The 24,412-nt window shown below is 65.0% G+C and carries 24 protein-coding genes; 16 read left to right on the plus strand and 8 right to left on the minus strand.

What is annotated here, in order from left to right; translation table 11 throughout:
• Positions 1 to 114: 114 nt before the first annotated feature.
• From rplQ to JAN5088_RS05325, 12 genes are all read left to right on the plus strand, one after another.
• On the plus strand, positions 115 to 537 hold the full coding sequence (gene rplQ, locus JAN5088_RS05270; RefSeq protein WP_055681771.1) for a 50S ribosomal protein L17: 423 nt from the start codon (positions 115 to 117) through the stop codon (positions 535 to 537).
• A gap of 366 nt (positions 538 to 903) precedes the next feature.
• Positions 904 to 1,497 (plus strand): autoinducer binding domain-containing protein, encoded by a 594-nt coding sequence (locus JAN5088_RS05275; protein WP_233489721.1) that lies wholly within the window; start codon positions 904 to 906, stop codon positions 1,495 to 1,497.
• A gap of 73 nt (positions 1,498 to 1,570) precedes the next feature.
• The gene (locus tag JAN5088_RS05280) at positions 1,571 to 2,158 is read left to right on the plus strand and encodes an acyl-homoserine-lactone synthase (RefSeq protein WP_055681773.1); all 588 of its coding nucleotides are present in this window, start codon (positions 1,571 to 1,573) and stop codon (positions 2,156 to 2,158) included.
• Between the two features lie 95 nt (positions 2,159 to 2,253).
• Positions 2,254 to 3,576: a replication-associated recombination protein A gene (locus JAN5088_RS05285; protein ID WP_055681889.1), complete on the plus strand. Its 1,323-nt coding sequence runs from the start codon at positions 2,254 to 2,256 to the stop codon at positions 3,574 to 3,576.
• Between the two features lie 31 nt (positions 3,577 to 3,607).
• Positions 3,608 to 3,973: a fluoride efflux transporter CrcB gene (gene crcB, locus JAN5088_RS05290; protein ID WP_143114816.1), complete on the plus strand. Its 366-nt coding sequence runs from the start codon at positions 3,608 to 3,610 to the stop codon at positions 3,971 to 3,973.
• On the plus strand, positions 3,970 to 5,013 hold the full coding sequence (locus JAN5088_RS05295) for an RluA family pseudouridine synthase (protein ID WP_055681774.1): 1,044 nt from the start codon (positions 3,970 to 3,972) through the stop codon (positions 5,011 to 5,013). Before crcB ends, JAN5088_RS05295 begins: the two co-directional genes overlap by 4 nt.
• Positions 5,006 to 5,668 (plus strand): HAD-IA family hydrolase, encoded by a 663-nt coding sequence (locus tag JAN5088_RS05300; protein WP_055681775.1) that lies wholly within the window; start codon positions 5,006 to 5,008, stop codon positions 5,666 to 5,668. The genes JAN5088_RS05295 and JAN5088_RS05300 overlap by 8 nt, the downstream gene beginning before the upstream one ends.
• Positions 5,665 to 6,384, plus strand: coding sequence for an ATP12 family chaperone protein (locus JAN5088_RS05305; protein ID WP_055681776.1), 720 nt, complete (start codon positions 5,665 to 5,667; stop codon positions 6,382 to 6,384). The genes JAN5088_RS05300 and JAN5088_RS05305 overlap by 4 nt, the downstream gene beginning before the upstream one ends.
• A 167-nt stretch (positions 6,385 to 6,551) precedes the next feature.
• On the plus strand, positions 6,552 to 7,571 hold the full coding sequence (locus tag JAN5088_RS05310) for an amino acid ABC transporter substrate-binding protein (protein ID WP_055681777.1): 1,020 nt from the start codon (positions 6,552 to 6,554) through the stop codon (positions 7,569 to 7,571).
• A gap of 153 nt (positions 7,572 to 7,724) precedes the next feature.
• A complete protein-coding gene (locus tag JAN5088_RS05315) occupies positions 7,725 to 9,017 on the plus strand; it encodes an amino acid ABC transporter permease (protein ID WP_055681778.1) in 1,293 nt (430 codons plus the stop codon).
• A 1-nt stretch (position 9,018) separates the two neighbouring features.
• On the plus strand, positions 9,019 to 10,314 hold the full coding sequence (locus JAN5088_RS05320) for an amino acid ABC transporter permease (RefSeq protein ID WP_055681779.1): 1,296 nt from the start codon (positions 9,019 to 9,021) through the stop codon (positions 10,312 to 10,314).
• 42 nt (positions 10,315 to 10,356) lie between these two features.
• Positions 10,357 to 11,106: an amino acid ABC transporter ATP-binding protein gene (locus JAN5088_RS05325; RefSeq protein WP_143114831.1), complete on the plus strand. Its 750-nt coding sequence runs from the start codon at positions 10,357 to 10,359 to the stop codon at positions 11,104 to 11,106.
• 63 nt (positions 11,107 to 11,169) lie between these two features.
• On the opposite strand, the gene phaZ is transcribed toward JAN5088_RS05325, so the two are convergent.
• A complete protein-coding gene (gene phaZ, locus JAN5088_RS05330) occupies positions 11,170 to 12,489 on the minus strand; it encodes a polyhydroxyalkanoate depolymerase (RefSeq protein WP_055681892.1) in 1,320 nt (439 codons plus the stop codon).
• A 98-nt stretch (positions 12,490 to 12,587) separates the two neighbouring features.
• Between phaZ and phaC the strand changes: the two genes are divergently transcribed.
• The 3 genes from phaC to phaR all read left to right on the plus strand — a co-directional run bounded on the left by phaC (position 12,588) and on the right by phaR (position 15,738).
• Entirely contained in the window at positions 12,588 to 14,459 is a 1,872-nt protein-coding gene (gene phaC, locus JAN5088_RS05335) for a class I poly(R)-hydroxyalkanoic acid synthase (RefSeq protein WP_074962612.1), read from the plus strand.
• Between the two features lie 133 nt (positions 14,460 to 14,592).
• A complete protein-coding gene (locus JAN5088_RS05340; protein WP_055681781.1) occupies positions 14,593 to 15,054 on the plus strand; it encodes a hypothetical protein in 462 nt (153 codons plus the stop codon).
• A gap of 111 nt (positions 15,055 to 15,165) precedes the next feature.
• Positions 15,166 to 15,738, plus strand: a complete 573-nt coding sequence (phaR, locus tag JAN5088_RS05345) for a polyhydroxyalkanoate synthesis repressor PhaR (protein ID WP_055681782.1) — start codon at positions 15,166 to 15,168, stop codon at positions 15,736 to 15,738.
• Between the two features lie 32 nt (positions 15,739 to 15,770).
• Here phaR and JAN5088_RS05350 read toward each other — a convergent pair whose 3' ends face one another.
• Entirely contained in the window at positions 15,771 to 16,982 is a 1,212-nt protein-coding gene (locus tag JAN5088_RS05350; protein WP_055681783.1) for a hypothetical protein, read from the minus strand.
• A gap of 255 nt (positions 16,983 to 17,237) precedes the next feature.
• On the opposite strand from JAN5088_RS05350, the gene otnK reads away from it, so the two are divergent.
• A complete protein-coding gene (gene otnK, locus JAN5088_RS05355) occupies positions 17,238 to 18,503 on the plus strand; it encodes a 3-oxo-tetronate kinase (RefSeq protein ID WP_055681784.1) in 1,266 nt (421 codons plus the stop codon).
• A gap of 18 nt (positions 18,504 to 18,521) precedes the next feature.
• Here otnK and dtd read toward each other — a convergent pair whose 3' ends face one another.
• The 6 genes from dtd to JAN5088_RS05385 form a co-directional block, all read right to left on the minus strand.
• Complete coding sequence (dtd, locus tag JAN5088_RS05360) at positions 18,522 to 18,959, minus strand: D-aminoacyl-tRNA deacylase (protein ID WP_055681785.1); 438 nt, start codon at positions 18,957 to 18,959, stop codon at positions 18,522 to 18,524.
• On the minus strand, positions 18,956 to 19,837 hold the full coding sequence (locus tag JAN5088_RS05365; RefSeq protein ID WP_055681786.1) for a carbohydrate kinase family protein: 882 nt from the start codon (positions 19,835 to 19,837) through the stop codon (positions 18,956 to 18,958). The genes dtd and JAN5088_RS05365 overlap by 4 nt, the downstream gene beginning before the upstream one ends.
• A gap of 10 nt (positions 19,838 to 19,847) precedes the next feature.
• The gene (locus JAN5088_RS05370; protein ID WP_055681787.1) at positions 19,848 to 20,975 is read right to left on the minus strand and encodes a TFIIB-type zinc ribbon-containing protein; all 1,128 of its coding nucleotides are present in this window, start codon (positions 20,973 to 20,975) and stop codon (positions 19,848 to 19,850) included.
• A 66-nt stretch (positions 20,976 to 21,041) separates the two neighbouring features.
• Positions 21,042 to 22,148 (minus strand): SPFH domain-containing protein, encoded by a 1,107-nt coding sequence (locus tag JAN5088_RS05375; RefSeq protein WP_055681788.1) that lies wholly within the window; start codon positions 22,146 to 22,148, stop codon positions 21,042 to 21,044.
• Positions 22,149 to 22,265: 117 nt separating this feature from the next.
• Positions 22,266 to 23,219: a DUF2927 domain-containing protein gene (locus JAN5088_RS05380; protein WP_055681789.1), complete on the minus strand. Its 954-nt coding sequence runs from the start codon at positions 23,217 to 23,219 to the stop codon at positions 22,266 to 22,268.
• The gene (locus JAN5088_RS05385; protein ID WP_055681790.1) at positions 23,216 to 24,412 is read right to left on the minus strand and encodes a toxic anion resistance protein; all 1,197 of its coding nucleotides are present in this window, start codon (positions 24,410 to 24,412) and stop codon (positions 23,216 to 23,218) included. Before JAN5088_RS05385 ends, JAN5088_RS05380 begins: the two co-directional genes overlap by 4 nt.

The raw sequence follows: 24,412 nt of genomic DNA on the forward strand, positions 1-24,412 counted from the left end.
CATCTCGCTCGATGTTCAATACGGGGCATCCACCAAGGGCATCCTGCCCCAATAGGTGAGGGGGTCGCACGCACGGCCCCCCGGACAAAGCAAAATGAAACCGGAGACCAACCCATGCGCCACGCCCGCGGATACCGCCGCCTGAACCGCACCCATGAGCATCGCAAGGCGATGTTTGCCAATATGGCCGGCTCGCTTATCGAGCATGAGCAGATCAAGACGACCCTGCCGAAAGCCAAGGAACTGCGCCCCATTATCGAGAAGATGGTGACGCTTGCCGGACGCGGCGACCTGCACGCCCGCCGCCTTCTGCGATCGCGCCTCAAGGAAGATCGTCATCTCGCGAAGCTGATGGACATCATCGGTCCCCGCTACAAGGACCGGCAGGGCGGCTATGTCCGCATCCTGAAAGCAGGTTTCCGTTATGGCGACATGGCGCCGATGGCGATCATCGAATTTGTCGACCGTGACGTCGATGCGAAGGGCGCCGCCGACCGTGCCCGCGTCGAAGCCGAGGATGCGGCCGCAGACGCCTGATCATTCAGATCCGACGCATTCCGACCCCGCCGATCTGTCGGCGGGGTTTTTTCGTGTCGCGACAGCCCCCGCAGTTTCAGGAAGGGCGCCTGCCTGTTGGTGGGGTGGCGAGCGAGGAGCGGGTCGGGTGTTCGACCTGGTCCAGGATGTATTCGATGTCTGCATCGAGCAGGGAGGCAGTTCCCAGAAGCTCCAGTATGTCGGTGCGTATCCCGGTATCCAGCTTCAGTACGCGCGCGAAAAGCGCAGGATTCAATCCGTTGTTCACAATCTGTTAACCATTATGACCGCTTAACTGGGTGAAGATACGGTTGACGAAAAATTACTCAACTAGTCTAAAAAGACATGTCCGAGAGAAGACGCCTTATGGTCAGGTACCTGCAGAGATTGGAGCGGCTGGCCCCCATGGGTTACACGGCCGGTGTCCATATCCGCTTTGCCTCGCCGTTGTATCTCCGCAGCACTTATCCGCAGGCATGGCAGGACATCTATGCCGCCAACAGCTATTCGCTGCGCGATCCTCTCGTTTTCTGGGGGATCAGCCAGTCGGGCAGTATCCGCTGGAGCAAGATAAACCTGCCCGATCCGTTCGGCGTTCTGGATGTCGCGGCCGATCACGGCCTGAAGTTCGGCGTCGTGTCATCTTGTGGAAAGATCACGTCCCGCACGATCGTGGGAGTGTCCCGCTCCGACCGGGAGTTCACGGATCCCGAGATCGATGAAGTCGCGGCCTTGGCCGAAGCCCTGCACGAGATCGCCGAGCCGCCCGGAGAACTGACCCCGGCCATGATCGAGGCACTTCGGCTGGTCGGGGACGGGTTCCGTCACACGGCCGCCGCCGCGGAGATCGGTATTTCGGAGAGCGCGCTCAAGGCGCGCCTTTCGTCCGCCCGGGAACGCCTGGGTGCAAGGACCACGGCCGAGGCATTGAGAATGGCGAGAGAATACAGGCTGATCTGACGGCCCTATCCGCATGGCGAGCATCCCCGGTTCCCTGGTGTCAACGACAACCCGGCAGAGGAATTATTATAAAATGCAAGTTACCACACTCTCCTTCCTGAACTTCCATGCCCACGGTCCGCTCTTCGCCGACCTGCTGCGGGCGCGTCATCGCACCTTCATCGAACAGGCGCAGTGGGATCTGCCCCAGGCGGACGGCATGGAATTCGACCAGTACGACACGCCGGCCAGCCGCTGGGTGGCCGTCCATGAATACGGTCGCATCCTGGCCGGCGTCCGGCTGACGCCGACGACGCACCGTTGCGGCATCTATTCCTACATGATCCGCGACGCGCAAAAGGGCCTACTGGAGACGATCCCGACGAATCTTCTCTATGAGGAGGCGCCCATCGCGCCCCACATCTGGGAATCGAGCCGTGTCTTCGTCTGCAACGACGTCCCGGCGAACATGCGCGTGCGGGTGCAGATGCAACTCATCGCGCAGATGGTCCGTACGGGACGCGAACTTGGCGCAACCTCCGTTCTGGGGCTGATCCCGGCCACGTCGCCTCGGCTTGCCCGGCGAGTAGGGCTCGACTGCGAGGCGGCGGGACCGGTGCTCGACATCGGCGGCTCGGCGAGCGTTTGCGTCAACATCTCGATGGCGACGAAGATGCATTGAAGAAATTGGGGGTCCGGCCGCTTCGGGCCCCTGCGATATCCCGGAGCGGGAATAGGGTGGTTTCGGCCGTCGCCTGCCCGCCCTATATTCCCTCCATGACCGATCTGTTCGATATCGGCGCCGCGCGCGCCTCGGATGCTGCCGAAGCGCGGCCCGCGCCTCTTGCCGACCGGCTGCGTCCTGCGACGCTGGACCAGGTGATCGGCCAGGCGCATCTGCTGGGGCCCGAAGGCGCTCTGACCGTGATGCTGCAAGGCCAGCTTCCCAGCCTGATCCTCTGGGGGCCGCCCGGCGTGGGCAAGACGACGATCGCGCGCCTTCTGGCGGATCGCGCCGGCCTCCACTTCGTCCAGATCAGCGCCATTTTCACCGGCGTGGCCGACTTGCGGAAGGTTTTCGACACGGCCCGCCATCGGCGCGCGAACGGGCAGGGGACGCTGCTGTTCGTCGATGAGATCCATCGCTTCAACAAGGCCCAGCAGGATGGTTTCCTGCCGCATATGGAGGACGGGACGATCACTCTGGTGGGCGCCACGACCGAAAATCCCTCGTTCGAGCTCAACGCGGCCTTGATGTCCCGCGCGCAGGTTCTGACGCTGGAGCGTCTGAGCCTGCGCGATATGGAGCTGATGACCCAAAGGGCCGAAAAGGACCTGGGGGCGAAACTTCCCCTCGACGGCGATGCGCGCGAGGCGATGCAGGAGATGGCCGACGGCGACGGGCGCGCGCTTCTCAATCTGATCGAACAGGTCGCGGCCTGGGGCGCGATGAAGCCCGTCGACCGCGACACCCTGGCCCGTCGCCTGCAACGGCGTGCGGCGCAGTACGACAAGTCCGGCGACAGCCATTTCAACCTGATCTCGGCCCTGCACAAGTCGGTCCGTGGGTCCGACCCCGACGCTGCGCTCTACTGGCTGGCGCGGATGCTCAAGGGAGGGGAGGACCCCCGGTATCTGGCCCGGCGCGTCACCCGCATGGCCATCGAGGATATCGGCCTGGCCGACCCGCAGGCACAGGCCGTCTGCCTGCAGGCGTGGGGGACGTTCGAGAGGCTGGGCAGCCCCGAAGGCGAACTCGCCATCGCAAATGCGGTCGTCTATCTGGCGCTCGCGCCTAAGTCGAACGCTGCCTATGCCGCCTACAAGGCCGCGATGAAGCAGGCCGGATCGACCGGATCCGAGCCGCCGCCAAAGCATATCCTCAACGCACCCACGAAGATGATGAAGGAGCAGGGCTACGGCAGTGGCTATGCCTATGACCACGATCAGGCGGACGGCTTTTCGGGGCAGACTTACTTTCCCGACGGGATGAAGCGGCCCGTCTATTACGTGCCCGTCGACCGCGGGTTCGAGCGGGAGCTGGGCAAGCGGCTCGACTGGTTCGTGGCGCAGCGCGCGAAACGGGGGGGTGGCGGTTGACTTCCCGATCATCAGGATCGACAGCAGCCCGATGACCTATCCCCTCGTTTCCGTTGCCCTGGGCGGCGCGCTCGGCGCGACGTTCCGCTATCTCGTCGGGCTCGCCATGATGCGCGACGGCTTCCCGCTGGCCGTCCTCACGGTCAACGTAATCGGCAGTTTCGTCATGGGTCTGGGCACTGTCCTGCTGGCGCGGATGGGCCTGCCGCACTGGCAGCCGTTCCTTCTGACCGGCGTTCTGGGCGGTTTCACGACCTTTTCTGCCTTCTCGTTGGAGACGCTCACGCTGGTGGAGCGCGGGCAGGTGGGGATGGCGCTTCTCTACGTTGCCCTGTCGGTCTGCCTCAGTCTTTTGGCGCTGGCCACGGGGCTGTTCATCGCAAGGGGCCTGACATGAGCGGCGTGCAGACGATCACCGTGGACGCGGGCGAGGGCGATCAGCGCCTCGACCGTTGGCTCAAGCGGCGCTTTCCGCAACTGAGCCAGGGCAATGTCGAAAAGATGTGCCGCAAGGGTGAGGTCCGCGTGGATGGTGGCCGCGTGAAGGCCAGCACCCGTGTGGAGGAGGGGCAGTCCGTCCGCCTTCCGCCCCTGCCCGAAGAACGCGGCCCCGCGGCCCCGCGGCGCGACAAGGTCTTGCAGGCCGACGCCGAGATGATCCGCGCCTGCGTCATCTATCGCGACGACCACATCATCGCGCTCAACAAGCCGCCCGGCCTGGCAAGCCAGGGCGGCAGCGGCCAGACACGGCACGTCGACGGTCTGGGCGATGCGCTGCGGTTCGAGATGGACGAACAGCCCCGGCTGGTTCATCGGCTCGACAAAGACACGTCGGGCATCATGCTGATGGCGCGCAACCGCCTGACAGCGGCGCAATTGTCCGAGGCGTTCCGCGACCGCGAGACGCGCAAGATCTACTGGGCGGCCGTTGCCGGTGTCCCGCACCCCCGGATGGGCACGGTCCGCTACGGGCTGGTCAAGGCCGGGGGCGGCGGAGACGGGGGCGAGAAGATGCGGACCGTCCACCCCGATGAGGTCGACGACGTGCCGGGCGCCAAGCGCGCGACGAGCGATTATGCCGTTCTGGAAAGCCTGGGGTCGCGGGGGGCGTGGGTCGCACTGGTGCCGGTGACCGGCCGCACGCATCAGTTGCGCGTCCACATGGCCGAGATGGGCCATCCCATCGTGGGCGACGGCAAATACGGCGGCTCGGGGCAGGAGAACCAGGGCGACGGCTGGGGCGCGAGCTTCGGCGGAGAGATCAGCCGCAAGCTGCATCTTCATGCGCGCAGCCTGTCGCTGACCCATCCGATTACGGGCGCCCGACTTCACCTGACTGCCCCCTTGCCCGACCACATGCAGCGGACTTGGGAGATGCTTGGCTGGAACGCGCTCGACGTGCCGGTCGATCCCTTCGCGGAGGACGGGATTGCCTGACTTCCTCGCGATCTTCGACGTCGATGGCACGTTGGTCGACAGCCAGGCGATCATCACCGCGACCATGACAGCGGCATTCCAGGACGCGCGGCTCGACCCGCCCGCGCCCGGGGATGTCCTGGCGCTGGTCGGCATTTCGCTGCCGCAGATGATCGGCATGCTGATGCCGGAGGCGGACCCGCGGGCGCAGGCCGAGGTGACGGTCAACTACCGCCGCATCTACAACGCGACTGCCACGGCCGACGCCGCGCCGGTGCTCTATCCTGGGGTGGAGGATGGGCTGCGTCGCCTGCACGCGGCGGGCATCACGCTGGGCATCGCCACGGGCAAGTCGCAGCGCGGGCTCGACCGGCTCGTTGCGGCGCAGGGGTGGGCGCCCATGCTTGCGACACTGCAGTGTGCCGACCATCATCCGTCCAAACCTCACCCTTCGATGATCGACCGGGCCTTGCTGGAAACCGCGACGGAACTGGACCGCGCCGTAATGATCGGGGACACGACTTTCGACATGACGATGGCGGGCGCGGCGGGGATTGCCGCTGTCGGGGTCGACTGGGGGTATCACGCCGTGGACCTACTTGCCGCCGCGGGCGCGCGCACCATCGTGTCGAACTTCGGGGACGTGGTCCGCACGATCGAGGAGATGGCCGGATGAGCGAATGGAAAGCCAAGAAGTTCTGGAAGAACGTCACGGTCGAACCTCTGGACGAGGGGTTCACCGTTCGTCTCGATGGCCGGGCTGTGCGAACCCCGGCGAAGACCGAGGTCCGGATGCCGACCGAAGCGCTGGCCCGCGGCGTCGCCGACGAATGGCGGGCGCAGGGACAGCTCGTCGATCCGCTGTCGATGCCGCTGATGCGGGCCGTGAACGCGACGCTGGACAAGGTCATTCCCCAGCGGGCCGAGGTCGCCGCCGGGCTTGCCGAATACGGCGGGTCCGACCTCCTGTCCTATCGCGCGACCTCGCCCGATGGTCTGATCGCGCGGCAGGCGTCGCAGTGGAACCCGATGCTCGACTGGGCCGAAACCCAACTTGGCGCGCGGCTCGCGACGACGCAGGGCGTGATCCCGGTGCCGCAGCCCGAAACCGCACTCGCCGCGCTGACCGCAAGGGTCGAAAGCCTGTCGCCGTGGGAGTTGACCGCGCTTTCCGAACTGGTCAGCCTGTCGGGAAGTCTGGTCCTGGGGCTCGCGGTCTTGGAGGGACAGCCCGCCGAACGCATGTGGACCCTCAGCCGTCTGGACGAGGACTGGCAGGCCGAACAATGGGGTGTAGACGAGGAGGAAGCGGACCGGATCGCCCGAAAACGCGAGGCGTTCCTGCAGGCCGAGAGGTACCTGAGCCTGGTCCGCGACCGATGTGACGTCTAGGCATTTGGCGGTCCGATCGGGATCGTGACTTGACCTGCGCGCCCCCATCAAGTCTGATTTGCACCAGTGAGGGGGGTGAACATCCTCACATCAGAACCAGCCTCCCGTCCAAAGGGGGGGTGCTGCATGCGCATCAGATGCGTGCGGTCATCAGGAAGAGGTAAATCATGAAGACATCCGTACTTTTCGGCACGCTGGCCTTCGCCGGTCTGGCAGCGGCGGGCGCATCGGCCGCAACGCTGGACGACGTAAAGGCGCGCGGAAAGCTGAACTGCGGCGTGAATACCGGTCTGGCCGGCTTTGCCGAGCCCGATGCCAGCGGTGAATGGCGCGGGTTCGACGTCGCGATCTGCCGGGCCGTCGCCGCAGCAATCCTAGGCGATCCCAGCGCCGTCAACTTCGTCTCGACCACCGGCAAGACGCGCTTCACGTCGCTCGCCTCGGGCGAGATCGACGTGCTGGCGCGCAACACGACCTGGACCTTCTCGCGCGATGCGGACCTCAAGTTCGATTTCGTCGGCGTGAACTATTACGACGGTCAGGGCTTCATCGTTCCGAAGTCGCTGGGCGTGACTTCCGCGACCGAACTCGACGGCGCCACGGTCTGCATCCAGACGGGCACCACGACGGAGCTGAACCTGGCCGACTACTTCCGCGTCAACGACATGTCCCTCGAGCCTGTCCCGATCGAGACGGAAGCCGAGGCGCGCACCCAGTTCCTTGCCGGCGCCTGCGATGCCTACACGACCGACCGTTCGGGTCTTGCCGCCGTACGCGTGGCCTATCCGAACCCCGACGATTACGTCATCCTGCCCGAGACCATCTCGAAGGAGCCATTGGGCCCGCTCGTGCGGCATGGCGACACCGAATGGGGCGACATCATCCGCTGGACGTACTACGCACTGGTCGCCGCCGAGGAATACGGCATCACGAAGGACAACGTCGAGGAACTGGCCGCCGCGCCAGGAGACAACCCGGAGGTGAACCGCATCCTCGGCACCGAGGGCGAACTCGGGGCGATGCTGGGTCTGGACAGTGACTGGGCCAAGAACGCCATCGCGGTCAACGGCAACTATGGCGAGATCTTTGCCGACAACCTGGGCGAGAACACCCAGATCGACCTCGCGCGCGGTCTGAACGCGCTCTACACCGAAGGCGGACTTCAGTACGCGCCGCCTTTCCGGTAAGCATCAAGGCAAGGGGCGCGGCACCGGTTCGCGCCCCTTTCCGCCCAGGATCGAAATAATTCCACGAAGATGCAGCGGGCCGTCATCCGGCCCGGCGGACGAGAAGGCGGAAATGCGCCCCGTCCGGTAAATCGATGGAACGGGGAACTGCGAATGACGACGATGACCGGCCCGCCACGGGCGGATGGCTTCCGCATCGGCAAGTTGCTGACCGATACGCGGTATCGTTCTTATACATTCCAGGCCATTGCGGTCGTCCTTCTGATCGTCTTCTTCGGTTGGCTCGTCAGCAATGCGATCCGCAACCCGGTCCTGCAGCAGAGCGGCATCGACTTCGGCTTCCTCAGCGAACCCGCGGGATACGAGATCAGCCAGCAGCCGATCCCCTATACCCCGCAGTCCTCGCATCTGCGTGCGGCGGTTATCGGGGCGATCAATACCCTGATCGTCGCGCTGCTGGCCTGTGTGACGGCAACGGTACTGGGGGTGATCGCGGGCATCCTGCGGCTGTCGAACAACTGGGTCATCCGAAAACTGATGTCCGTCTACGTCGAGATCTTCCGAAACATCCCGGTTCTGATCTGGATCCTGATCTTCATGACGCTGTCCGTGAACGTCTTCCCGCCGCCAAGCGCGTTCCGGGGCGACGATCCCGATGCCACGCCCGTCCTGGGTCTGATGGCGGTCACGAACCGGGGCATCTATTTTCCGCGGCCCTATTTCACCAATGGCATCGGCCAGGTGCCCGACGCCCCCGCCGCGGATGGGGACGACACTGCCCCCGAAGCGCAGGAGGTCGCGAGTTCCGCGAACTGGCTGATCGTTCTGGCCGTTCTCGCCGGATCGTTCTTCGCTGTCCGCGCCGTGAACAATTGGGCCACGGTCCGGCAGAACGCCACCGGCCTCCGGCCGACGACGTGGTGGATGACGCTTGCGCTCTGGGTCGTGCCGCTCGCGTTGACCCTGTTCCTGCTGGGCCTCAGATGGGACGTGCCGGAGCTTCGGGGCTTCAACTTCCAGGGCGGCATTCTGGCGAGGAATTCGCTGATCGCGTTATGGTTTGCCTTGTCCGTCTATACCGGCGCCTTCATCGCAGAAAACGTGCGCGCCGGGATCCTTGCCATTTCCAGCGGGCAGACCGAGGCCGCCGCCGCGCTTGGCCTGCGGCCCCGGCGGATCATGGGCCTGGTCGTGCTGCCGCAGGCGTTGCGGATCATCATTCCGCCGCTGATCTCGCAGTACCTCAACATCACCAAGAACACATCGCTGGCGATCGTCGTGGGTTACATGGACCTGACCGCGACGCTGGGTGGCATCACATTGAATCAGACCGGGCGAGCGCTGGAATGCATCCTTCTTCTGATGGCGTTCTATCTCACGTTCAGCCTGGTGATATCGGCCGTGATGAACGCCTACAACGCGTCCGTTGCCTTGAAGGAGCGCTGAGATGAGCGACACGCACGAGGAAACGATCGCCTTCGTCCGCGAGTCCGAGATCCCGGCCGCACCCCCGCCGGAACGACAGGCGGGAGCCATCCGATGGGTGCGCGACAACCTGTTCTCCACCTGGTTCAACGCCATCGTGACGCTGGTGGCGCTCTACGTCATCTGGTGGTTGCTGTCCGGCCTGATCCCCTGGATCGTCAACGGCACTTGGGAAGGCAGTTCCGTCCTCGAATGCCGCGAGATCCTGCAGGGGGAAACCGGTGGCTGCTTCTCGGTGCTACGCGAACGCTGGTCACAGCTTTTGTTCGGATTCCAGTATCCGCCTTCACTCCACTGGCGGCCGACCCTGGCCTTCGCGCTGCTGTTCGTGGCGGTCCCGCCTGCGCTGTTCTTCAAGCTGCCGCGCTGGATGCTGGTCTTCACGGCGGTCTATCCGTTCCTGGCCTACTGGCTGATCTGGGGTGGCACGATCATCACGCCGGTCTTCGCGGCGATCGGCCTCGTCGTCGGCTACCTTGTGTTCGTCCGGGTGGAAAAGCGCAGCTTCATGTTGGGTCTTTTCGCGGCGTTGGTCGCGGCGACGGTCGTCTGGTGGTTCGGGGGTGTGATCGCAGACGAATTCTCGCGCGTTGCCCGCCTGCGGCCAGTCGCATCGCGGGCCATGGGTGGCTTCATGCTGAACATGATTCTCGGCATCGTCTGCGTGTCATTGTCTTTGCCGTTGGGCATCCTTCTGGCGCTCGGCCGGCAATCGCGCCTTCCGGTGGTCAAGGGTTTCTGCGTCATCTTCATCGAGTTCATTCGTGGCGTGCCGCTGATCACCCTTCTGTTCGTGGCGAACGTCATTCTGGCGTTCTTCCTGCCGCCGGGGACGAACTTCGACCTGATCCTGCGTGTCATCATCATGATCACGCTGTTCGCCTCGGCCTATATCGCCGAGGTCATTCGCGGCGGGCTGGCTGCACTACCCAAGGGCCAGTACGAGGCGGGCGACAGCCTGGGCCTGAACTACGCCCAGTCGATGCGCTTGATCATCCTGCCGCAGGCACTGAAGATCTCGATCCCCGGCATCGTCAACGTCGCGGTCGGGCTTTTCAAGGACACCACGCTGGTCTCGGTGATCTCGATGTACGACCTGGTCGGGATCATTCGCGGCTCCATCCTCGCCTCGACCGCCTGGTCGGGCATCTACTGGGAACTGTGGGTCGCGGCCTGCGCGATGTTCTTCGTCGTCTGCTACGGCATTTCGCAATATTCGCAATGGCTGGAACGCCAGCTGCGGACCGATCACCGTTGAGGGGTTGACCAAATGACCATGACCGACACGAACCCGTCCGGCATGAAAGTGTCCGACGAAATCGCCATCGAGATCCGCAACATGAACAAGTGGTACGGTCAGTTCCACGTGTTGCGCGACATCGACCTGACCGTGAGGCAGGGGGAGCGCATCGTGGTCTGCGGCCCGTCGGGGTCGGGCAAATCGACGCTGATCCGCTGCATCAACGCGCTGGAGGAGCATCAGCAAGGCTCGATCGTGGTGGACGGTGTTCCGTTGTCGTCCGACATCAAGAACATCGACCGCATCCGGTCCGAGGTCGGAATGTGCTTCCAGCACTTCAACCTGTTTCCGCATCTGACCATCCTCGAGAACTGCACGCTGGCGCCGATCTGGGTCCGCAAGGTGCCCAAGCGTGAGGCAGAGGAAACGGCGATGTATTTCCTCGAAAAGGTGAAGATTCCCGATCAGGCGCGGAAATACCCCGGTCAACTGTCGGGCGGACAGCAGCAGCGGGTGGCCATCGCGCGCAGCCTGTGCATGCGGCCGCGGATCATGCTGTTCGATGAGCCTACATCCGCGCTCGACCCCGAGATGATCAAGGAGGTTCTCGACACCATGATCCAGCTCGCGGAGGAGGGCATGACGATGATCTGCGTGACGCACGAGATGGGTTTCGCGCGTCAGGTGGCCAACCGGGTGATCTTCATGGATGCCGGTCAGATCGTCGAGCAGAACGAGCCCGAAGCTTTTTTCAAGAACCCGCAGAACGAGCGGACAAAGCTGTTCCTGAGCCAGATCCTCGGCCACTGACGGCCGGTCCTGCCAAGCGGAAGGCCGCCGCCCTCACGGGACGGCGGCCTTCTTTCGTTCGTGTCAGACCGCGACGTTCGGCGACGGCGGCGGGATGCGCCCATCGGGCGGAAGGTCCGCATTGGCCGGGCGACGGCGGGGACGTTTGGAGGCCGCGGCCCCGTCGTCGATGAAATCGAGAACCAGCGGCCGGATGTTCCGCCGCCACGAGGCACCCGCGAAGATGCCGTAGTGACCGGCCTCCGGCTCGATGTAGTTGGTCTTCCGATCGTCCGGCACACCCGTCAGCAGGTCAAGCGCCGCAACGCATTGTCCGGGCGCCGAGATGTCATCCTTGCCGCCTTCGACCGTCATCACGGCGACCTTGGTGATCGCGCCGATATCGACGGGATGGCCTTCCACTGTGAACTCGTTGCGGGCGATCTCCAGCCCTTTGAAGATGCGTTCGACCGTCGAAAGGTAGAATTCCGCCGGCATGTCCATTACGGCGAGGTATTCGTCGTAGAACTGGTTGTGCCGGTCATGTTCCGAGGATTTTCCCTCGGCCACGCGCAGGATCTGGTCGCGGAACGACGCCATGTGCGTGTCCGCGTTCATCGTGATGAAGGACGCCAGCTGCACCAGCCCCGGGTAGACCTTGCGCCCCACGCCCGCATACTGAAAACCGACCTGCTGGATCATCGAATGTTCCAACTGGCCCATCGTGACGCGGCTGCCGAAGTCGGTCACGTCGGTCGCGGCGGCATCGGGGTCGATCGGACCACCGATCAGCGTCAGGGTGCGGGGCTGGGCATCCGGATCGCGTTCGGCCAGCAGGGCCGTAGCCGCTAGGGTCAGTGGGGCAGGCTGGCAGATGGCGATGACGTTGAGGTCGGGTCCCAGCTCCTTCATGAACTCCACGAGGTAGAGGGTGTAATCCTCGACATCGAACTTGCCTGCGCTGACCGGAATGTCCCGAGCATTGTGCCAGTCCGTCACCCAGACATCGGCATCCGGCAGCAGCGACACGACGGTCTTGCGAAGCAGCGTGGCGTAGTGACCGGACATGGGCGCGACCAGGAGGATGCGACGCGCCATCGGATCGCGGCCGTTCACGTTGAACTTGACCAGATCGCCGAAGGGTCGGCTGACGACCACGTCCAGATCGACGACCATGTCGTGCCCGTCCTCGGAAGGAAGCGGCTCGATATCCCAGTCGGGCTTCACGATCATCCGGCTGAAGCTGCGTTCCACCACCTCGCCCCAAGCGGCCATGAGGTTGAACATCGGGTTCGGCATCATGGCGAACGCGGGATACCTGCCGAAGGTGAGAGCAGTGCTTCCCAGCCAGGCGTTGGTATTACGGATCGTCTCGATCATGTCGTAGGCGGCCATGGTTCGTATCATGCGAATTCCTTCTGCCGGGTCAGGGGCAAACAACCCCTGTCAAACTTGTCTGCATCGGCTATGGTTGCAGGCATAGGTCATTTAGCAGTTGCAGCATGGCTGCGGAAAGGCAAGCGATGGGCGCGGATGACGGAAGAAACGCTGCGGCAAGTGACGGAGACGACACGACGACTGTACCAGGGACGGAGGCATTGGACCGGTTGACGTCCAACCTCGCCCGGATGGACGAGTTGACGAAGCGCCTGGTCGCGGCCCTGGGCAGCAGGCGTCCGGCGAACCACGGCCTTCAGGGTCCTGGACCGGAGGTCTATGCCAAGGCCATGGCCGCCTATTGGACGGAAATGGCCACGAACCCCGGCAAGCTGATCGAACGGCAGGTCGGCTACTGGGGGGAGGCCCTCAAGCATGCGGTCCAAGCGCAAGCCGCACTGACGTCCGGCACGCCGGCCGCCCCGAATGACGAACAACCCAAGGACCGGCGCTTTTCCAACCCCATGTGGTCCGAGCATCCCTATTACAATTTTCTCAAGCAGCAGTACCAGATCAGCGCGAATGCGATCCGCGACACCGTCCAGTCACTGGAAGGACTGGAAGGCAACGACAAGCGCCGGGTGGAATTCTTCAGCCAGCAGATCGTGGACCTGTTCAGTCCGACGAACTTCCTGGCGACCAATCCCGAAGCCATGCAGCGCGCCGTCGAGACGGAGGGCGACAGCCTCGTCCGCGGGCTTGAGAACCTTGTCCGCGACATCGAGGCCAATCAGGGCGACTGGCTTGTCACCCTCTCGGACCCTGATGCGTTCCAGGTCGGTGGCAACATCGCCACGACAGAAGGCAGCGTCGTCTTCCGCAATCGTATGTTCGAGCTCATCCAGTATGCGCCCACGACGGACAAGGTCCATTCCGTCCCCATCGTCCTGTTTCCGCCCTGGATCAACAAGTACTACATTCTGGACCTGAAGCCGCAGAACTCGCTGGTGAAGTGGATCGTCGATCAGGGCTACACCTTGTTCGTCGTCAGTTGGGTGAACCCGGACGAAAGCCATGCGGATGTCACGCTCGGGGACTATGTCGAACAGGGCTTCCTGACGGCGATCGAGGAAGCCAAGAAGATCACCGATCAGACGCAGGTGAACGCCATCGGCTACTGCATCGGTGGCACGACCCTCTCGGCGACGCTGGCCCTGATGGCGCGACGGGGAGACAAGTCGGTCAAATCGGCGACCTTCTTCACGACGCTCGCCGATTTCGAGGATCCGGGTGAGATGGGCGTGTTCCTCGACGATGACTTCATCGACGGGATCGAGCGGGAAGGCCGCACGCGCGGCTATCTGGACAAGTTCTTCATGGGCCGGACCTTCAGCTATCTGCGGTCCAACGATCTGGTCTACGGACCAGCGATCAAATCCTACATGCTGGGCGAGGCGCCTCCGGCGTTCGACCTGCTCTATTGGAACGGCGACGGGACGAACCTGCCGGGGCCGATGGTGACCGAGTACCTTCGCCGCCTGTGCATAGGGAACGAGCTCGCCACGACGGGCTTCGACCTGTTGGGCGAAAAGGGCCTGACGCTTGCCGACGTCAAGGTTCCGCTCTGCGACATAGCCTGCGAAACGGACCACATCGCCCATTGGCGGGGCGCCTGGAGCACATGGAACAAGTTCGGGGCGAAGGACAAGACGTTCATCCTGTCCCAGTCAGGGCATATCGCGGGCATCGTGAACCCTCCGTCGAAGAAGAAATACGGGCATTACGTCAATGATGCGGATACCGCGACCGCCGACGACTGGTTCGCAGGGGCCGAGTTCCACGAAGGCTCCTGGTGGCCCAAGTGGGAGGAATGGCTGCGACCGCGCTCCGGTCGGAAGGTCGATGCGCGACAACCGGGCGACGACGACCATCCTGTGCTGATCGCGGCGCCTGGAACTTATGTCCTGCCCGAAGGTCGCGCACTCCAACAGGCATGAGTAAAAAAATGCTGCATTGCAGAAAATGGGGTTGCAATGCCGCAGTGCAGCATTCATATCATCCTCAGCCGATGAGGAACCGGCCCGATGGTCGGGCAGACCTCTCGACGCAACCGATGATGAGGAGGCTACAATGGCCAACAAGACGCAAGATTTCACCAAGTACATGACCGACATGATGGGCTCGTTCCCGGCGGACAACTCCGCGATGACCGAAGCGTTCAAGACGCAGGCCGCCTTCGCCGAGAAGATGTCGCGGGTTGCCCTGACGGCTGCCGAGCAGTCGGCCGAGATCAGCCACAAGTGGGCCCGTGAGACGCTGTCGAAGATGGCGCCGATGACCGCCGCCAAGGAAGAGCCGGCCGACTACGCCCGCTCGGTTTCGGACTTCGCCTCCGCCTCCGCCGAAGTCGCCGCCGAGAACATGGCCGCCTTCGCCGAGATCGCGAAGAAGGTTCAGATGGAAACCGTCGAACTGATGATGGCCGCTGGCAAGGAAGCCCAGGAAGACGCCTCGGCCGCCGTGAAGAAGGCCACCAACGACGTCACTTCGGCCACCAAGAAGGCCCAGACCCCGACCTCGACCGTCAAGTAAATTGCGGACGACGGATTGACGGGGCGGAACCTTCGGGTTCCGCCCTTTTCGTTTGCGCTTCGATTCCATCCCGCTAGGCTGTGCTGCACCGCAACACGAAGGGGATCGATCATGGCCGGGGAATCGAAACCGCTTCTGATCAAGCGCTACGCCAGTCGGCGGCTCTACAATACCGAGACGAGCGACTACGTCACGCTCGAGGATATTGCAGGCTTCATTCGGGCAGGGCGCGAGGTTCAGATCGTCGACCTCAAGTCCGGGGATGACCTCACGCGGTCATACCTCCTTCAGATCATCGCCGAACACGAGAGCAAGGGCGAATCGGTCCTGCCCCTGGGGGTCTTGACGGACCTTGTCCGCAGTTACACCGGAGCTGCCCACTCCATCGTGCCGGATTTCCTCGCCTCGAGCTTCGAGATGCTCCGGTCTGGACAGTCCAAGATGATCGAGAACATGTCAGTAATGAACCCGATGACCAAGATGCCCGGTTTCAAGGCCATGCAGGAACAGCAGGCCGCCTTCTTCAAGGCGATGACCGGGACTTGGGTCGACCCGGCAGACGCATCTGACGGAAAAGGCGGCCCGCTCGAGGATCGCACCGAAAGCCAGTCGAAGGCGGAACTCGAAGCGATCCGTAAGCAACTGGCCGAGATGCAGACGATGCTGGCGAAGATGAACAAGTAGACGGGGGTCCCCGGACCCCCGATCCTGTCGCGTCACTCCGCCGGAACGTAACGCTCCATCAGAAGACGCACGTTGCCGCGCGCACCCTCCCCGAACAGGCGCACGGCCATGGTATAGCTGCCGGGCATCATTCGCGTGACGAGGAAACTGTCGAGCCCGTTCGGCCCGTCGTCGTTTTCGCCCACGCGGCGGCCGACGCGATCGAACAGGATGATCGACGGATCCGATCCGTTGCCGATGGCCTCGGCGACGAACAGACCGCCTTCGGGCATGTCGAACCTGAACCATTGCGCCGACGACGAGACGTCGACGTCGCGCAGGATGCTGGTGGACAGGGTGCCGAGGTCGGTCACCGAAACGGCGTCCTCGGGCGTGGGTGCGAATTCGGCGTTGTTGAGGCGACGCAGCCGTTCGGCGGCGGCATCGAACAGGTCGAGCGTCACCGTCATTTGGTTCTGCCCTCCGTTGTAGTCCTCGACCTCCACGCAGTATTCGCCGGGGGCAAGCGGTGCTGTCATGTCGATCCGGCTGTTCAAGCCGTCGAAATCGTCGTTTTCGGCGAGCAGGGTGCCGCCGGTGTCCCGCAGTCGGATCACCGGGTCGCCTGCGTCGCTGCTGGCGGAGATCGACAGGGGCAATTCCTCCGCCAGCGAAAACCCATAGGCGGCAGGCAAGCCAACGGCCTCCAGCCCGTCGCCCAAGTTGCCACGCAGCAGATCGCGGCCCAGCATCGCGGTATCGGGCTGGAAGCATCCCGTGCCGCCCGTCATCTGCAGGGGCGTCACCGGCGGCGCGGCGGCCGTGGGGAAGGTCTGGTCGGACCGGCCGATCTGAACGGAGACATCCGTCACGCCGGATTCGTAACTGCGTGCGGCCAGGCAATAGGACCCAGGCTCCAGCGTCGCCTGGACACGACTTCCGAAGTTCCCGCCGGAGTCGTCGTCGGCGGCAACCTCGGCCCCCTCGGCATCGTAAAGTGCGATGTAAGGGTCGCCCGCAGGCACCGCCGCGACGTCGACGCGGACGTCGGTGGGTGTCGAAAGGGTGAACATGCGGACGAGATGCCCCGCGATGGGGACCTGCCCCTCAAGGTCGAACAGGTCCGGCGTGGTGGACACGTCCGACGATGCCTCGTCTCCGCCGACCCATTCGCCAACCATGCTGATGCCGCCACAGATCGTCGTCTGCGCGACCGCAGTCGCTGGCGTCACCGCGAGGGCCGTTCCCAAAAGGATGTATCTCATTCCCGTCCCTCAACGTCGATCCGATGTCGGCCCGAAGTTAGGCGCCACCCGTTCCAAGGGCAATGGGATCGGGCGACCGGGCCGAAGACCTCTGCCGGCACGCTGCGCCTTCCGGTCCAGAGCGGCTGTCGGCAATGTCGCGGCTGAGCGCGTCCTTCCTGCATCACATTGATAACAAATGGCTGCAGCCCGACAGCCAGTGCTTCCAATGTCCTGGCCTGTCGCGGCAAGCTAGGAACGGGGAGGCTCACTGTCATGGGCAACACGTTCTTCGGCGCGATCGCGGACGATTTTACCGGGGCGACCGATCTGGCCGCCATGTTGGCTCGGGCGGGCATGCCCGTCACGCTTCGCATCGGCCTTCCCCAGAACGGCGATTCCACGGCTTTCGAGGTGATCGCCCTCAAGATCCGCACCGCCCCGCCCGAGGATGCCATCGCCGAAGCGCGCGCCGCCCTGCGCTGGCTTCGCGCGCGGGGGGCGCGCCGGATCTTCTGGAAATACTGCTCCACCTTCGACAGCACGGCACGCGGCAACATCGGGCCCGTGGCCGACGCGCTGATGTCGGACATGAATGTCGACAGGACCGTGCATTGCCCGGCCTTCCCCGAGAACGGGCGCCGGGTCTTCATGGGCAACCTGTTCGTGGGGGAGCAACCGCTCGACGAGTCCCCGATGAAGGATCATCCGCTGACGCCCATGCGAGATGCGAGCCTCGTGCGCCTGTTGTCGCCGCAGGTCCGGCGGCAGGTGGGGCAGGTGACCTTTCCGACGGTCCGCCGCGGCAGCGATGCGGTGCGCGATGCGCTGGAGCGGCCATCCGGTCATATCATTCTCGACGCGGTCGAAAGCGACGATCTGACGACCCTCGCCGCGGCCATTCACGACATGCCGCTGATTTGTGGCGGCTCCGCCATCGCCCAACCGCTGCCGGTGCTCTGGCGCGAGGCAGGGGCCTTCGTACAGGCCGCGCCCGAGCCTTTGCCACGCCCCGCGCCCGGCCGGATCGTCCTGTCGGGGTCCTGCTCGGCCATGACGCGCGCGCAGGTCGGACATTACCTGGACCATGCCGCCGGATACAGGCTCGACCCGCTGGAGCTTGCGCGCGGCGGTCTGGCCGAAGCGCGCAGCTGGTTGCAGACGCAGAAGGCAGATACCCCCAAGATCATCTTCGCCACGGCCGAACCGAAATCGGTCGCCGCCGCGCAGGAGGCGCTGGGCGTCGCGCGGGCAGGTGCTCTGGTCGAGGATGCGCTGGCGCAGCTCGCGATCGACGCGCGTGCGATGGGCATGGGCCGGATCGTGGTCGCGGGGGGTGAGACCAGCGGCGCGGTTACCAACGCGCTCAAGGTCGATCGTCTGCGGATCGGGCCCGAAATCGCGCCGGGCGTGCCGTGGTGCTTTGCCGGTGACGGCACGGCGCTGGCGCTCAAATCCGGCAACTTCGGCGCGGAGACGTTCTTCGACGACGCCTTCGCGTTGCTGGACGCCGAACCGGCGACAGCGAACGCGGCGCCATAGCGGGCGAAGGCCCCGCGCCTAGCGTTCGATCGGAATGGTAACCGGGCCGTCGTTCACCAGATGCACGGCCATGTCGGCGCCGAAGCGGCCGGTCTCGACGGTAACGCCTTCGGCACGCATGGCCGCGACGAAACGGTTGTAAAGCGTCTCGCCGTCCCCGGGGGCGGCTGCGGTCGAAAAGCCAGGTCTGTTCCCGCGTGAAGTATCGGCGGCCAGGGTGAACTGGCTGATGACCAGCGCTTCGCCGCCTGTATCAAGTATGGAGCGGTTCATCCGCCCGTCGTCGTCAGGAAAGATCCGCAGTCGCGCGATGCGCCCCGCCAGCGCGTCGGCGTTCGCCTTATCGTCGTCCTGCATCGCACAGACGAGGATCAGCAGGCCCGGCCCGCATCGGCCGACGGTCTCGCCGTCGATGTCCACATAGGCGTGGCTGACCCGCTGGACGACGGCCTTCACAGTTCGGCCCGCCAAGGCGGATTGGCCCCCGCACGGCCGACGGTGACGGCCGCGGCCGCGACGCCAAGGTCCAGCGCGGCACGCAGGTCGGCGTCCGACGGAACGTTTCCATCCAGGGCCCCCGTATCGTGAAGCCCGGCCATGAACCCCGCGTTGAACGTGTCGCCCGCGCCGACGGTATCCACCACCGTGACCCGCCGCGCCGGCACATGGACCTCACCCTTCGCGGTGATCGCGCGCACGCCCGACGCTCCCTCGGTCAGGCAGACGACATCGACTCCGGCGGCAAGCACGTCGCCCGTTCCCATCCCAAGCCATGCAAGATCCTCATCCGACAGCTTGACGATGTCCGCCACGGCGAACAGGCGATCCAGGCGGGCGCGGAATGCGGCTTCGTCCTTGATGAACCCCGGCCGGATGTTCGGGTCTATCATTACGGGCAGGTCCGGGCGCGACAAGGCCAGCGCCTCGTAGGCGGCGGCGCAGGGCTCCACGGCCAGACTGATGCCACCGATGAACAGCGCGGCGATGCCAGCCATGTCGGGCGCATCCTGCGGGGACAGCATCCGACCTGCCGTATTTTCGTCGTAGAAGGCGTATTCCGCCTGTCCGTCGGTCAGCGTCACGAAGGCCAGCGTCGTAGGCCGCTCGCTGACCGCCGCCCGGTTCTCGACCCCCGAGGCGGCCAGCGCGTCCGACAACCGCTGACCGAACAGGTCCGACGAAAGCCCCGTGTGCAGCGCGACCGGCGCGCCCAGCCGGCCGAGCGCGATGGCCGTGTTGAACACCGCGCCGCCCGTCGCGGGATAGAATCCCGGCCCGTCGGCGGTGTCACGCGGCAGCATGTCTATCAGGGCCTCGCCCGCACAAAGGATCATCGACCCCTCCCTATCTTGCCTGCGCGGCGATCAAGCCGACGATGGCCGCCACGATCAGCGCGGCGAGGACCGCCAGCGCGATCTTCCACTTTGAATAGGGCCGCTCGCCCTGCACCCGCCCGGTCTGCCCGTTGACGACGAAGCGATAGGATTGCCCCCGGTACTTGTAGGCCGCGACCCAGACCGGCAGCAGGACATGCTTGAACGTCACGTCCGACAACCGGGTGTCGAGCGTGGTGATCTGCTGCTGATCGCCGCCGATGTCCATACGCACGTCCCGGGCGATGACGGCTTCCATATGCGCGCGGGCCTCGACCAGCCCGGCTTCGAGATCCACCTGATAGGCTTCGGCCCGGAACCCCGCGAGGTATTGCGGCGCATAGGGCGACAACGCCGCCATGTCCCACGGCTGCAAAGCATCGGTGTGCGACTTGGGCAGGGATCGCGACGCGAGGATCACCACATCGTCGAAGAACCGCGCGACACGGCCGCGGACCGGCGTCCAGCGGGTGCGGGGCACCTGGACCTGAACCGGCTTGCCGTCACGCATGACCGTCTGGGTGACGTAGTAGATGTCGCCGCGCTGGCCGGTATAGCTGCTGTCGGTCTGGGCGTCATAGGTCCAAAAGGGAACGTAGATGCCCGACATCTTGCGTCCCTTGCGGGCGTATTGCTGCAACCCGTTGGGCGCGAACCACAGACGGCCCAGCCAGTCGTTCATCGCGTCGTGGGCCTGCGGCTCTCGCAGCACGAAGGGGATGACGGCGGCAGGCTTGATATGGCGGTTCACGCCGGTGTCGGTGACGACGGGCGTGGCGCAGAACGGACATTCGGCGGCATGGATCGCGGGGTCGAACTCGACCGTCGCACCGCAGTTGGGGCACGACAGGACGCGGGTCTCCTCCTGCTCCACGTTGCCCGAGGCCCGAAGCCCCTCGTCGATGGCGATCTCGCGGATGGGAGCGCGCGACGAGGGCAGGGGAGCGGTGTTGCCGCAATGGTCGCAGACCAGCCGGTCCTGACCAGGGTCGAACCGCATGTCGCCGCCGCAGGCGTCGCAGGGAAAGCGATGCTCCTGCGTGGCGGGCACCTCTGGCGGCCGCTCCGGCTCGCGGCGGGGAACGATGGGAACCTTCATCGGAGCGTCAGTCCCTGACGCGACGACGGATCGGCCTGCTCGGCCCGCTCATCCTGCATCCGTCCATCAGACACCGGGCGGCGGGGGCGGGGGCATCACGGTGAAGAGCTGCGCCAATTCGTTGACGTCGCCTGCCTTCTGCCAGCCGTCCTGACCCTGCGTCCAGACATGCGTATCGCGCCTCACCTCGCCCTCGGCGACCATCCGGCCCAGGCGCGCCTTGGAGAACGGCCCCTTGGTCGCGCCGCCCTCGGCGATGTGCCAGACATGCTCGACCGGCGGCGGGGGCGGCGGTGCGACCTGCGCGGGCGCGGCACCCCAGGGCCCGGGGTTCGCCATCTGCTGCGCCATGCCCATCCCCATGCCCATCCCCAGACCCGCGCCCATCCCCGAATTGGGCGTCCCGGCGGCGGTCTGCATCGCCTCGGCGGTGGCATACTGCTGGTACTTGTGCAGATCGCCCAGCACGCCCATCGACGTCCGCTTGTCGAGCGCGGCCTCCACCGCCGGGGGCAGCGAGATGTTCTCGATATAAAGCTCCGGCACCGACAGGCCGTAATCGGCGATGGTGGCGCTGATCTGTTCGGCCACGATCTTGCCGAGGTCGGCGGTGTTGGCCGCCATGTCGAGCACGGGGATCCGGCTCGACGCCAGTGCCCGGCTCGCCGCCTGCACGATCATGTTGCGGATCTGGAACTGGATCTCGTCGCGTGTGAACTCTCCGTCGGTGCCGACGATCTCGGTCATGAACTTCGCGGCATCGGCGACCTTGATCGCATAGGTGCCGAAGGCCCGCAGGCGGACGGGGCCGAACTCCGGATCGCGCAGCGTGATGGGGTTCTTGGTTCCCCATTTCAGATCGCCCATGCGGGTGGTGGATACGAAATAGACCTCGGACTTGAAGGGCGACCGGAACCCGTGGTCCCAGTGCTGAAGCGTCGTCATCACCGGCATGTTGTTCGTCTCGAGCATGTAGAGACCCGGCATGAACACGTCGGCCAACTGCCCTTCGTGGATGAAGACGGCGGCCTGGCCCTCGCGGACGGTCAGCTTGGCGCCGTATTTGATCTCGTGGCCATGACGCTCGAACCGATAAACCAGCGTGTCCCGCGTGTCGTCGGTCCATTCGATGACATCGATGAACTGGCCGGACAGGAAGTCGAAGATGGGCATGGGCGGTCTCCGGGTAATGGCGTGACGTGGCGGCGGGCGCTGGCGCGCCCTGACATATCTAGGCAGTCCGGGTGCGGGATGCAGCACCCCCGCCGTCATGCGGATCGCGGCGGCGCATCAGGCCGGACCCGTGCCGACAAGCTCCGCTGCGATCTGGCGGATGATCGGCCGGGCCTCCTCGTCCGAGATGCCGACGCGCAGGCGGCGGTCGTAGAGGATCCTGAGCAGCAACTCGTCGTGGCGGGTCAGCAAGGCGAATTCCTCATCGTCGTTGAAGATCGACGGGCGAACGTCGGGGCTGTCGTTGGCGAGGCCCAGCCCCTGAGCGATCTCCTCGTGATAGCACGACAGGCGGAACAGGTCGGGATGTTCCGAACGCACGAAGGCAATGGCCGAAACATAGGCGTTCGGCCGGTCGGACGACGACGACGCATAGACCGCGCAATAGGTGGACCGGTCCAGCGACGTGATCTCACGCACGGTCGATCGCGACAGCCCGGGCTCCACCGCCGATATCTGCGGCCCGAGGCCGCGCTGCTCATCCACGGAGGCGACGAAGATGTGGTAGTTGCCTGCCTGGTTCACGACGCTGATCGGATGGCCGGTGACCGAACTGAGCCGGGCAACATAGGCCTGGATGCGCGCGGTGTCCGTCCGGCGCGTCGCCTCGGGCACCGAAGCGCCGAAATGCAGCTCCACGCGCACGGGTCGCTCCCAGCGGCGCAATTGCGCGCGGCTTTCCTGCGCCACGTAGCGCCCGCCGACCTGCGTGTACTCCGAGAACAGCGCGATCCGCTCGAAGTTGCGGGCCAGCTCGGCGGCGGTGAACGGGGCGTCCGCCTCGCCCGAATCCGTGCGAAGCAGGCCGTCGGACTTCAGGCTCTGCTCCAACCGGGAATAGTATCTCCGCAACGCGCGGCTTTCCTCGGACGGGCCCTGCGCCAGCACCGCCCTTTCGGGTCGCACGGGGGCTGCCAGGGGGCGGGGCGAGGTCTGCAGCGGCGGATCGACCGGATCGCAGGCCGCCAGCGCCATCACCGTCAGTATGCCGAGGGCGCGCAACCGGCTCATCTGGCGGACGGAACCGAACTGCCGGCGTTGCTGCCGACCTTGTCGCCCCGCGCGCTGGCCGATGCCAGCGTCGCGCGAAGCTCCTTCTCCATCGTCTCGAGCTCCTTCTCGGCTTCTGCGCGCCGGGCCTTGCCGGCGTCGGCGATCTGCAGGCTTTCGTTGATGGTGGCGATCAGGTCCTCGTTGGCCTGCTTGACCGCGGCAATGTCGAAGACGCCGCGTTCCATCTCCTGTCGGATGACCGAATTCGCGTCGCGCAGGTTCTTCGCGTTCGATGTCAGCAGTTCGTTCGTCAGGTCGTTGGCATCGCGCACTGCCTCAGCCGCCTCACGCGAACGCTGGATGGTGACGGCCTGCGCCAGTTGCGTCTCCCAAAGGGGAACGGTGTTCACGAGGGTCGAGTTGATCTTGGTGACGAGGCTCTTGTCGTTTTCCTGCACCAGCCGGATGGACGGCAGCGACTGCATCGTGACCTGCCGCGTCAGTTTCAGGTCGTGGACCCTGCGCTCCAGGTCGTCGCGGGCGGCGCGCAGGTCGCGCAGTTCCTGCGCCCCGATCATCTGGCGATCCTCGGGCAGGGCCTCGACCGCCTTTTCCTTGGCAGGAATGTCCTTCGCATCCATCTCGGCGAGCTTCGCCTCGCCCGCGCTGATGTAGAGCCCCAATTCGTCGTAGAAATCGAGGGTCTTCTCGTAGAGCTTGTCGAGCGACTTGATGTCCTTGAGCAACACGTGCTCATGACGCAGCAGGTCGTCCGTCACCTTGTCGATCTGGCCCTGTACGGTCTCGAAACGAGCGATGAAGTTGTTGAAGGGCGCGGCGCGGCCCAGCAATTTCTCCCACCACGACCGCTTGCGCCGGACGTCGAGTTCGCTGACCGAAAAGCCCCGGATGGTCCCCACGATGCTGCGCAGGCTGTCGCCGGCGGGCCCCACGTCCTTGTTCTTGACGTCGGACAGCATGGCTTGGCTGATCTGCTGCAACTCGGACTGCGCGGCCGAGCCGAACCCGATGATCGACTGGGTGTCGGTCATGTCGAGTTGGTCCATCCGCTTGCGGATCTCGGCGGCCACGGGGGGCTCGGCCTGGGCGAGCGGCACGATCGCCGTTCCGGGCTCGGCCAGGGTTGCGGTCGCGATCTGGTCCACCTCGGCGGTGGCCTCGGCCGCCTTCTGGCGGGTGGCGATATCCAT

This window comes from Jannaschia rubra, assembly GCF_001403735.1.
Taxonomy (GTDB): Bacteria; Pseudomonadota; Alphaproteobacteria; order Rhodobacterales; family Rhodobacteraceae; genus Jannaschia; species Jannaschia rubra.

Bases quoted from the DNA above. Each gene is read 5' to 3' on its own strand.
- rplQ (WP_055681771.1), top strand. From the start codon at position 115: ATGCGCCACGCCCGCGGATACCGCCGCCTGAACCGCACCCATGAGCAT.
- JAN5088_RS05365 (WP_055681786.1), bottom strand. From the start codon at position 19,837: ATGATCCTTTGTGCGGGCGAGGCCCTGATAGACATGCTGCCGCGTGAC.
- JAN5088_RS05380 (WP_055681789.1), bottom strand. From the start codon at position 23,219: ATGAGCCGGTTGCGCGCCCTCGGCATACTGACGGTGATGGCGCTGGCG.
- JAN5088_RS05310 (WP_055681777.1), top strand. From the start codon at position 6,552: ATGAAGACATCCGTACTTTTCGGCACGCTGGCCTTCGCCGGTCTGGCA.
- JAN5088_RS05350 (WP_055681783.1), bottom strand. From the start codon at position 16,982: ATGAGATACATCCTTTTGGGAACGGCCCTCGCGGTGACGCCAGCGACT.
- JAN5088_RS05305 (WP_055681776.1), top strand. From the start codon at position 5,665: ATGAGCGAATGGAAAGCCAAGAAGTTCTGGAAGAACGTCACGGTCGAA.
- phaR (WP_055681782.1), top strand. From the start codon at position 15,166: ATGGCCGGGGAATCGAAACCGCTTCTGATCAAGCGCTACGCCAGTCGG.
- JAN5088_RS05375 (WP_055681788.1), bottom strand. From the start codon at position 22,148: ATGCCCATCTTCGACTTCCTGTCCGGCCAGTTCATCGATGTCATCGAA.
- JAN5088_RS05340 (WP_055681781.1), top strand. From the start codon at position 14,593: ATGGCCAACAAGACGCAAGATTTCACCAAGTACATGACCGACATGATG.
- JAN5088_RS05370 (WP_055681787.1), bottom strand. From the start codon at position 20,975: ATGAAGGTTCCCATCGTTCCCCGCCGCGAGCCGGAGCGGCCGCCAGAG.
- crcB (WP_143114816.1), top strand. From the start codon at position 3,608: ATGACCTATCCCCTCGTTTCCGTTGCCCTGGGCGGCGCGCTCGGCGCG.
- JAN5088_RS05295 (WP_055681774.1), top strand. From the start codon at position 3,970: ATGAGCGGCGTGCAGACGATCACCGTGGACGCGGGCGAGGGCGATCAG.
- JAN5088_RS05320 (WP_055681779.1), top strand. From the start codon at position 9,019: ATGAGCGACACGCACGAGGAAACGATCGCCTTCGTCCGCGAGTCCGAG.
- phaC (WP_074962612.1), top strand. From the start codon at position 12,588: ATGGCTGCGGAAAGGCAAGCGATGGGCGCGGATGACGGAAGAAACGCT.
- otnK (WP_055681784.1), top strand. From the start codon at position 17,238: ATGGGCAACACGTTCTTCGGCGCGATCGCGGACGATTTTACCGGGGCG.
- JAN5088_RS05325 (WP_143114831.1), top strand. From the start codon at position 10,357: ATGAAAGTGTCCGACGAAATCGCCATCGAGATCCGCAACATGAACAAG.
- JAN5088_RS05275 (WP_233489721.1), top strand. From the start codon at position 904: ATGGTCAGGTACCTGCAGAGATTGGAGCGGCTGGCCCCCATGGGTTAC.
- JAN5088_RS05315 (WP_055681778.1), top strand. From the start codon at position 7,725: ATGACGACGATGACCGGCCCGCCACGGGCGGATGGCTTCCGCATCGGC.
- JAN5088_RS05385 (WP_055681790.1), bottom strand. From the start codon at position 24,412: ATGGATATCGCCACCCGCCAGAAGGCGGCCGAGGCCACCGCCGAGGTG.
- JAN5088_RS05285 (WP_055681889.1), top strand. From the start codon at position 2,254: ATGACCGATCTGTTCGATATCGGCGCCGCGCGCGCCTCGGATGCTGCC.
- JAN5088_RS05280 (WP_055681773.1), top strand. From the start codon at position 1,571: ATGCAAGTTACCACACTCTCCTTCCTGAACTTCCATGCCCACGGTCCG.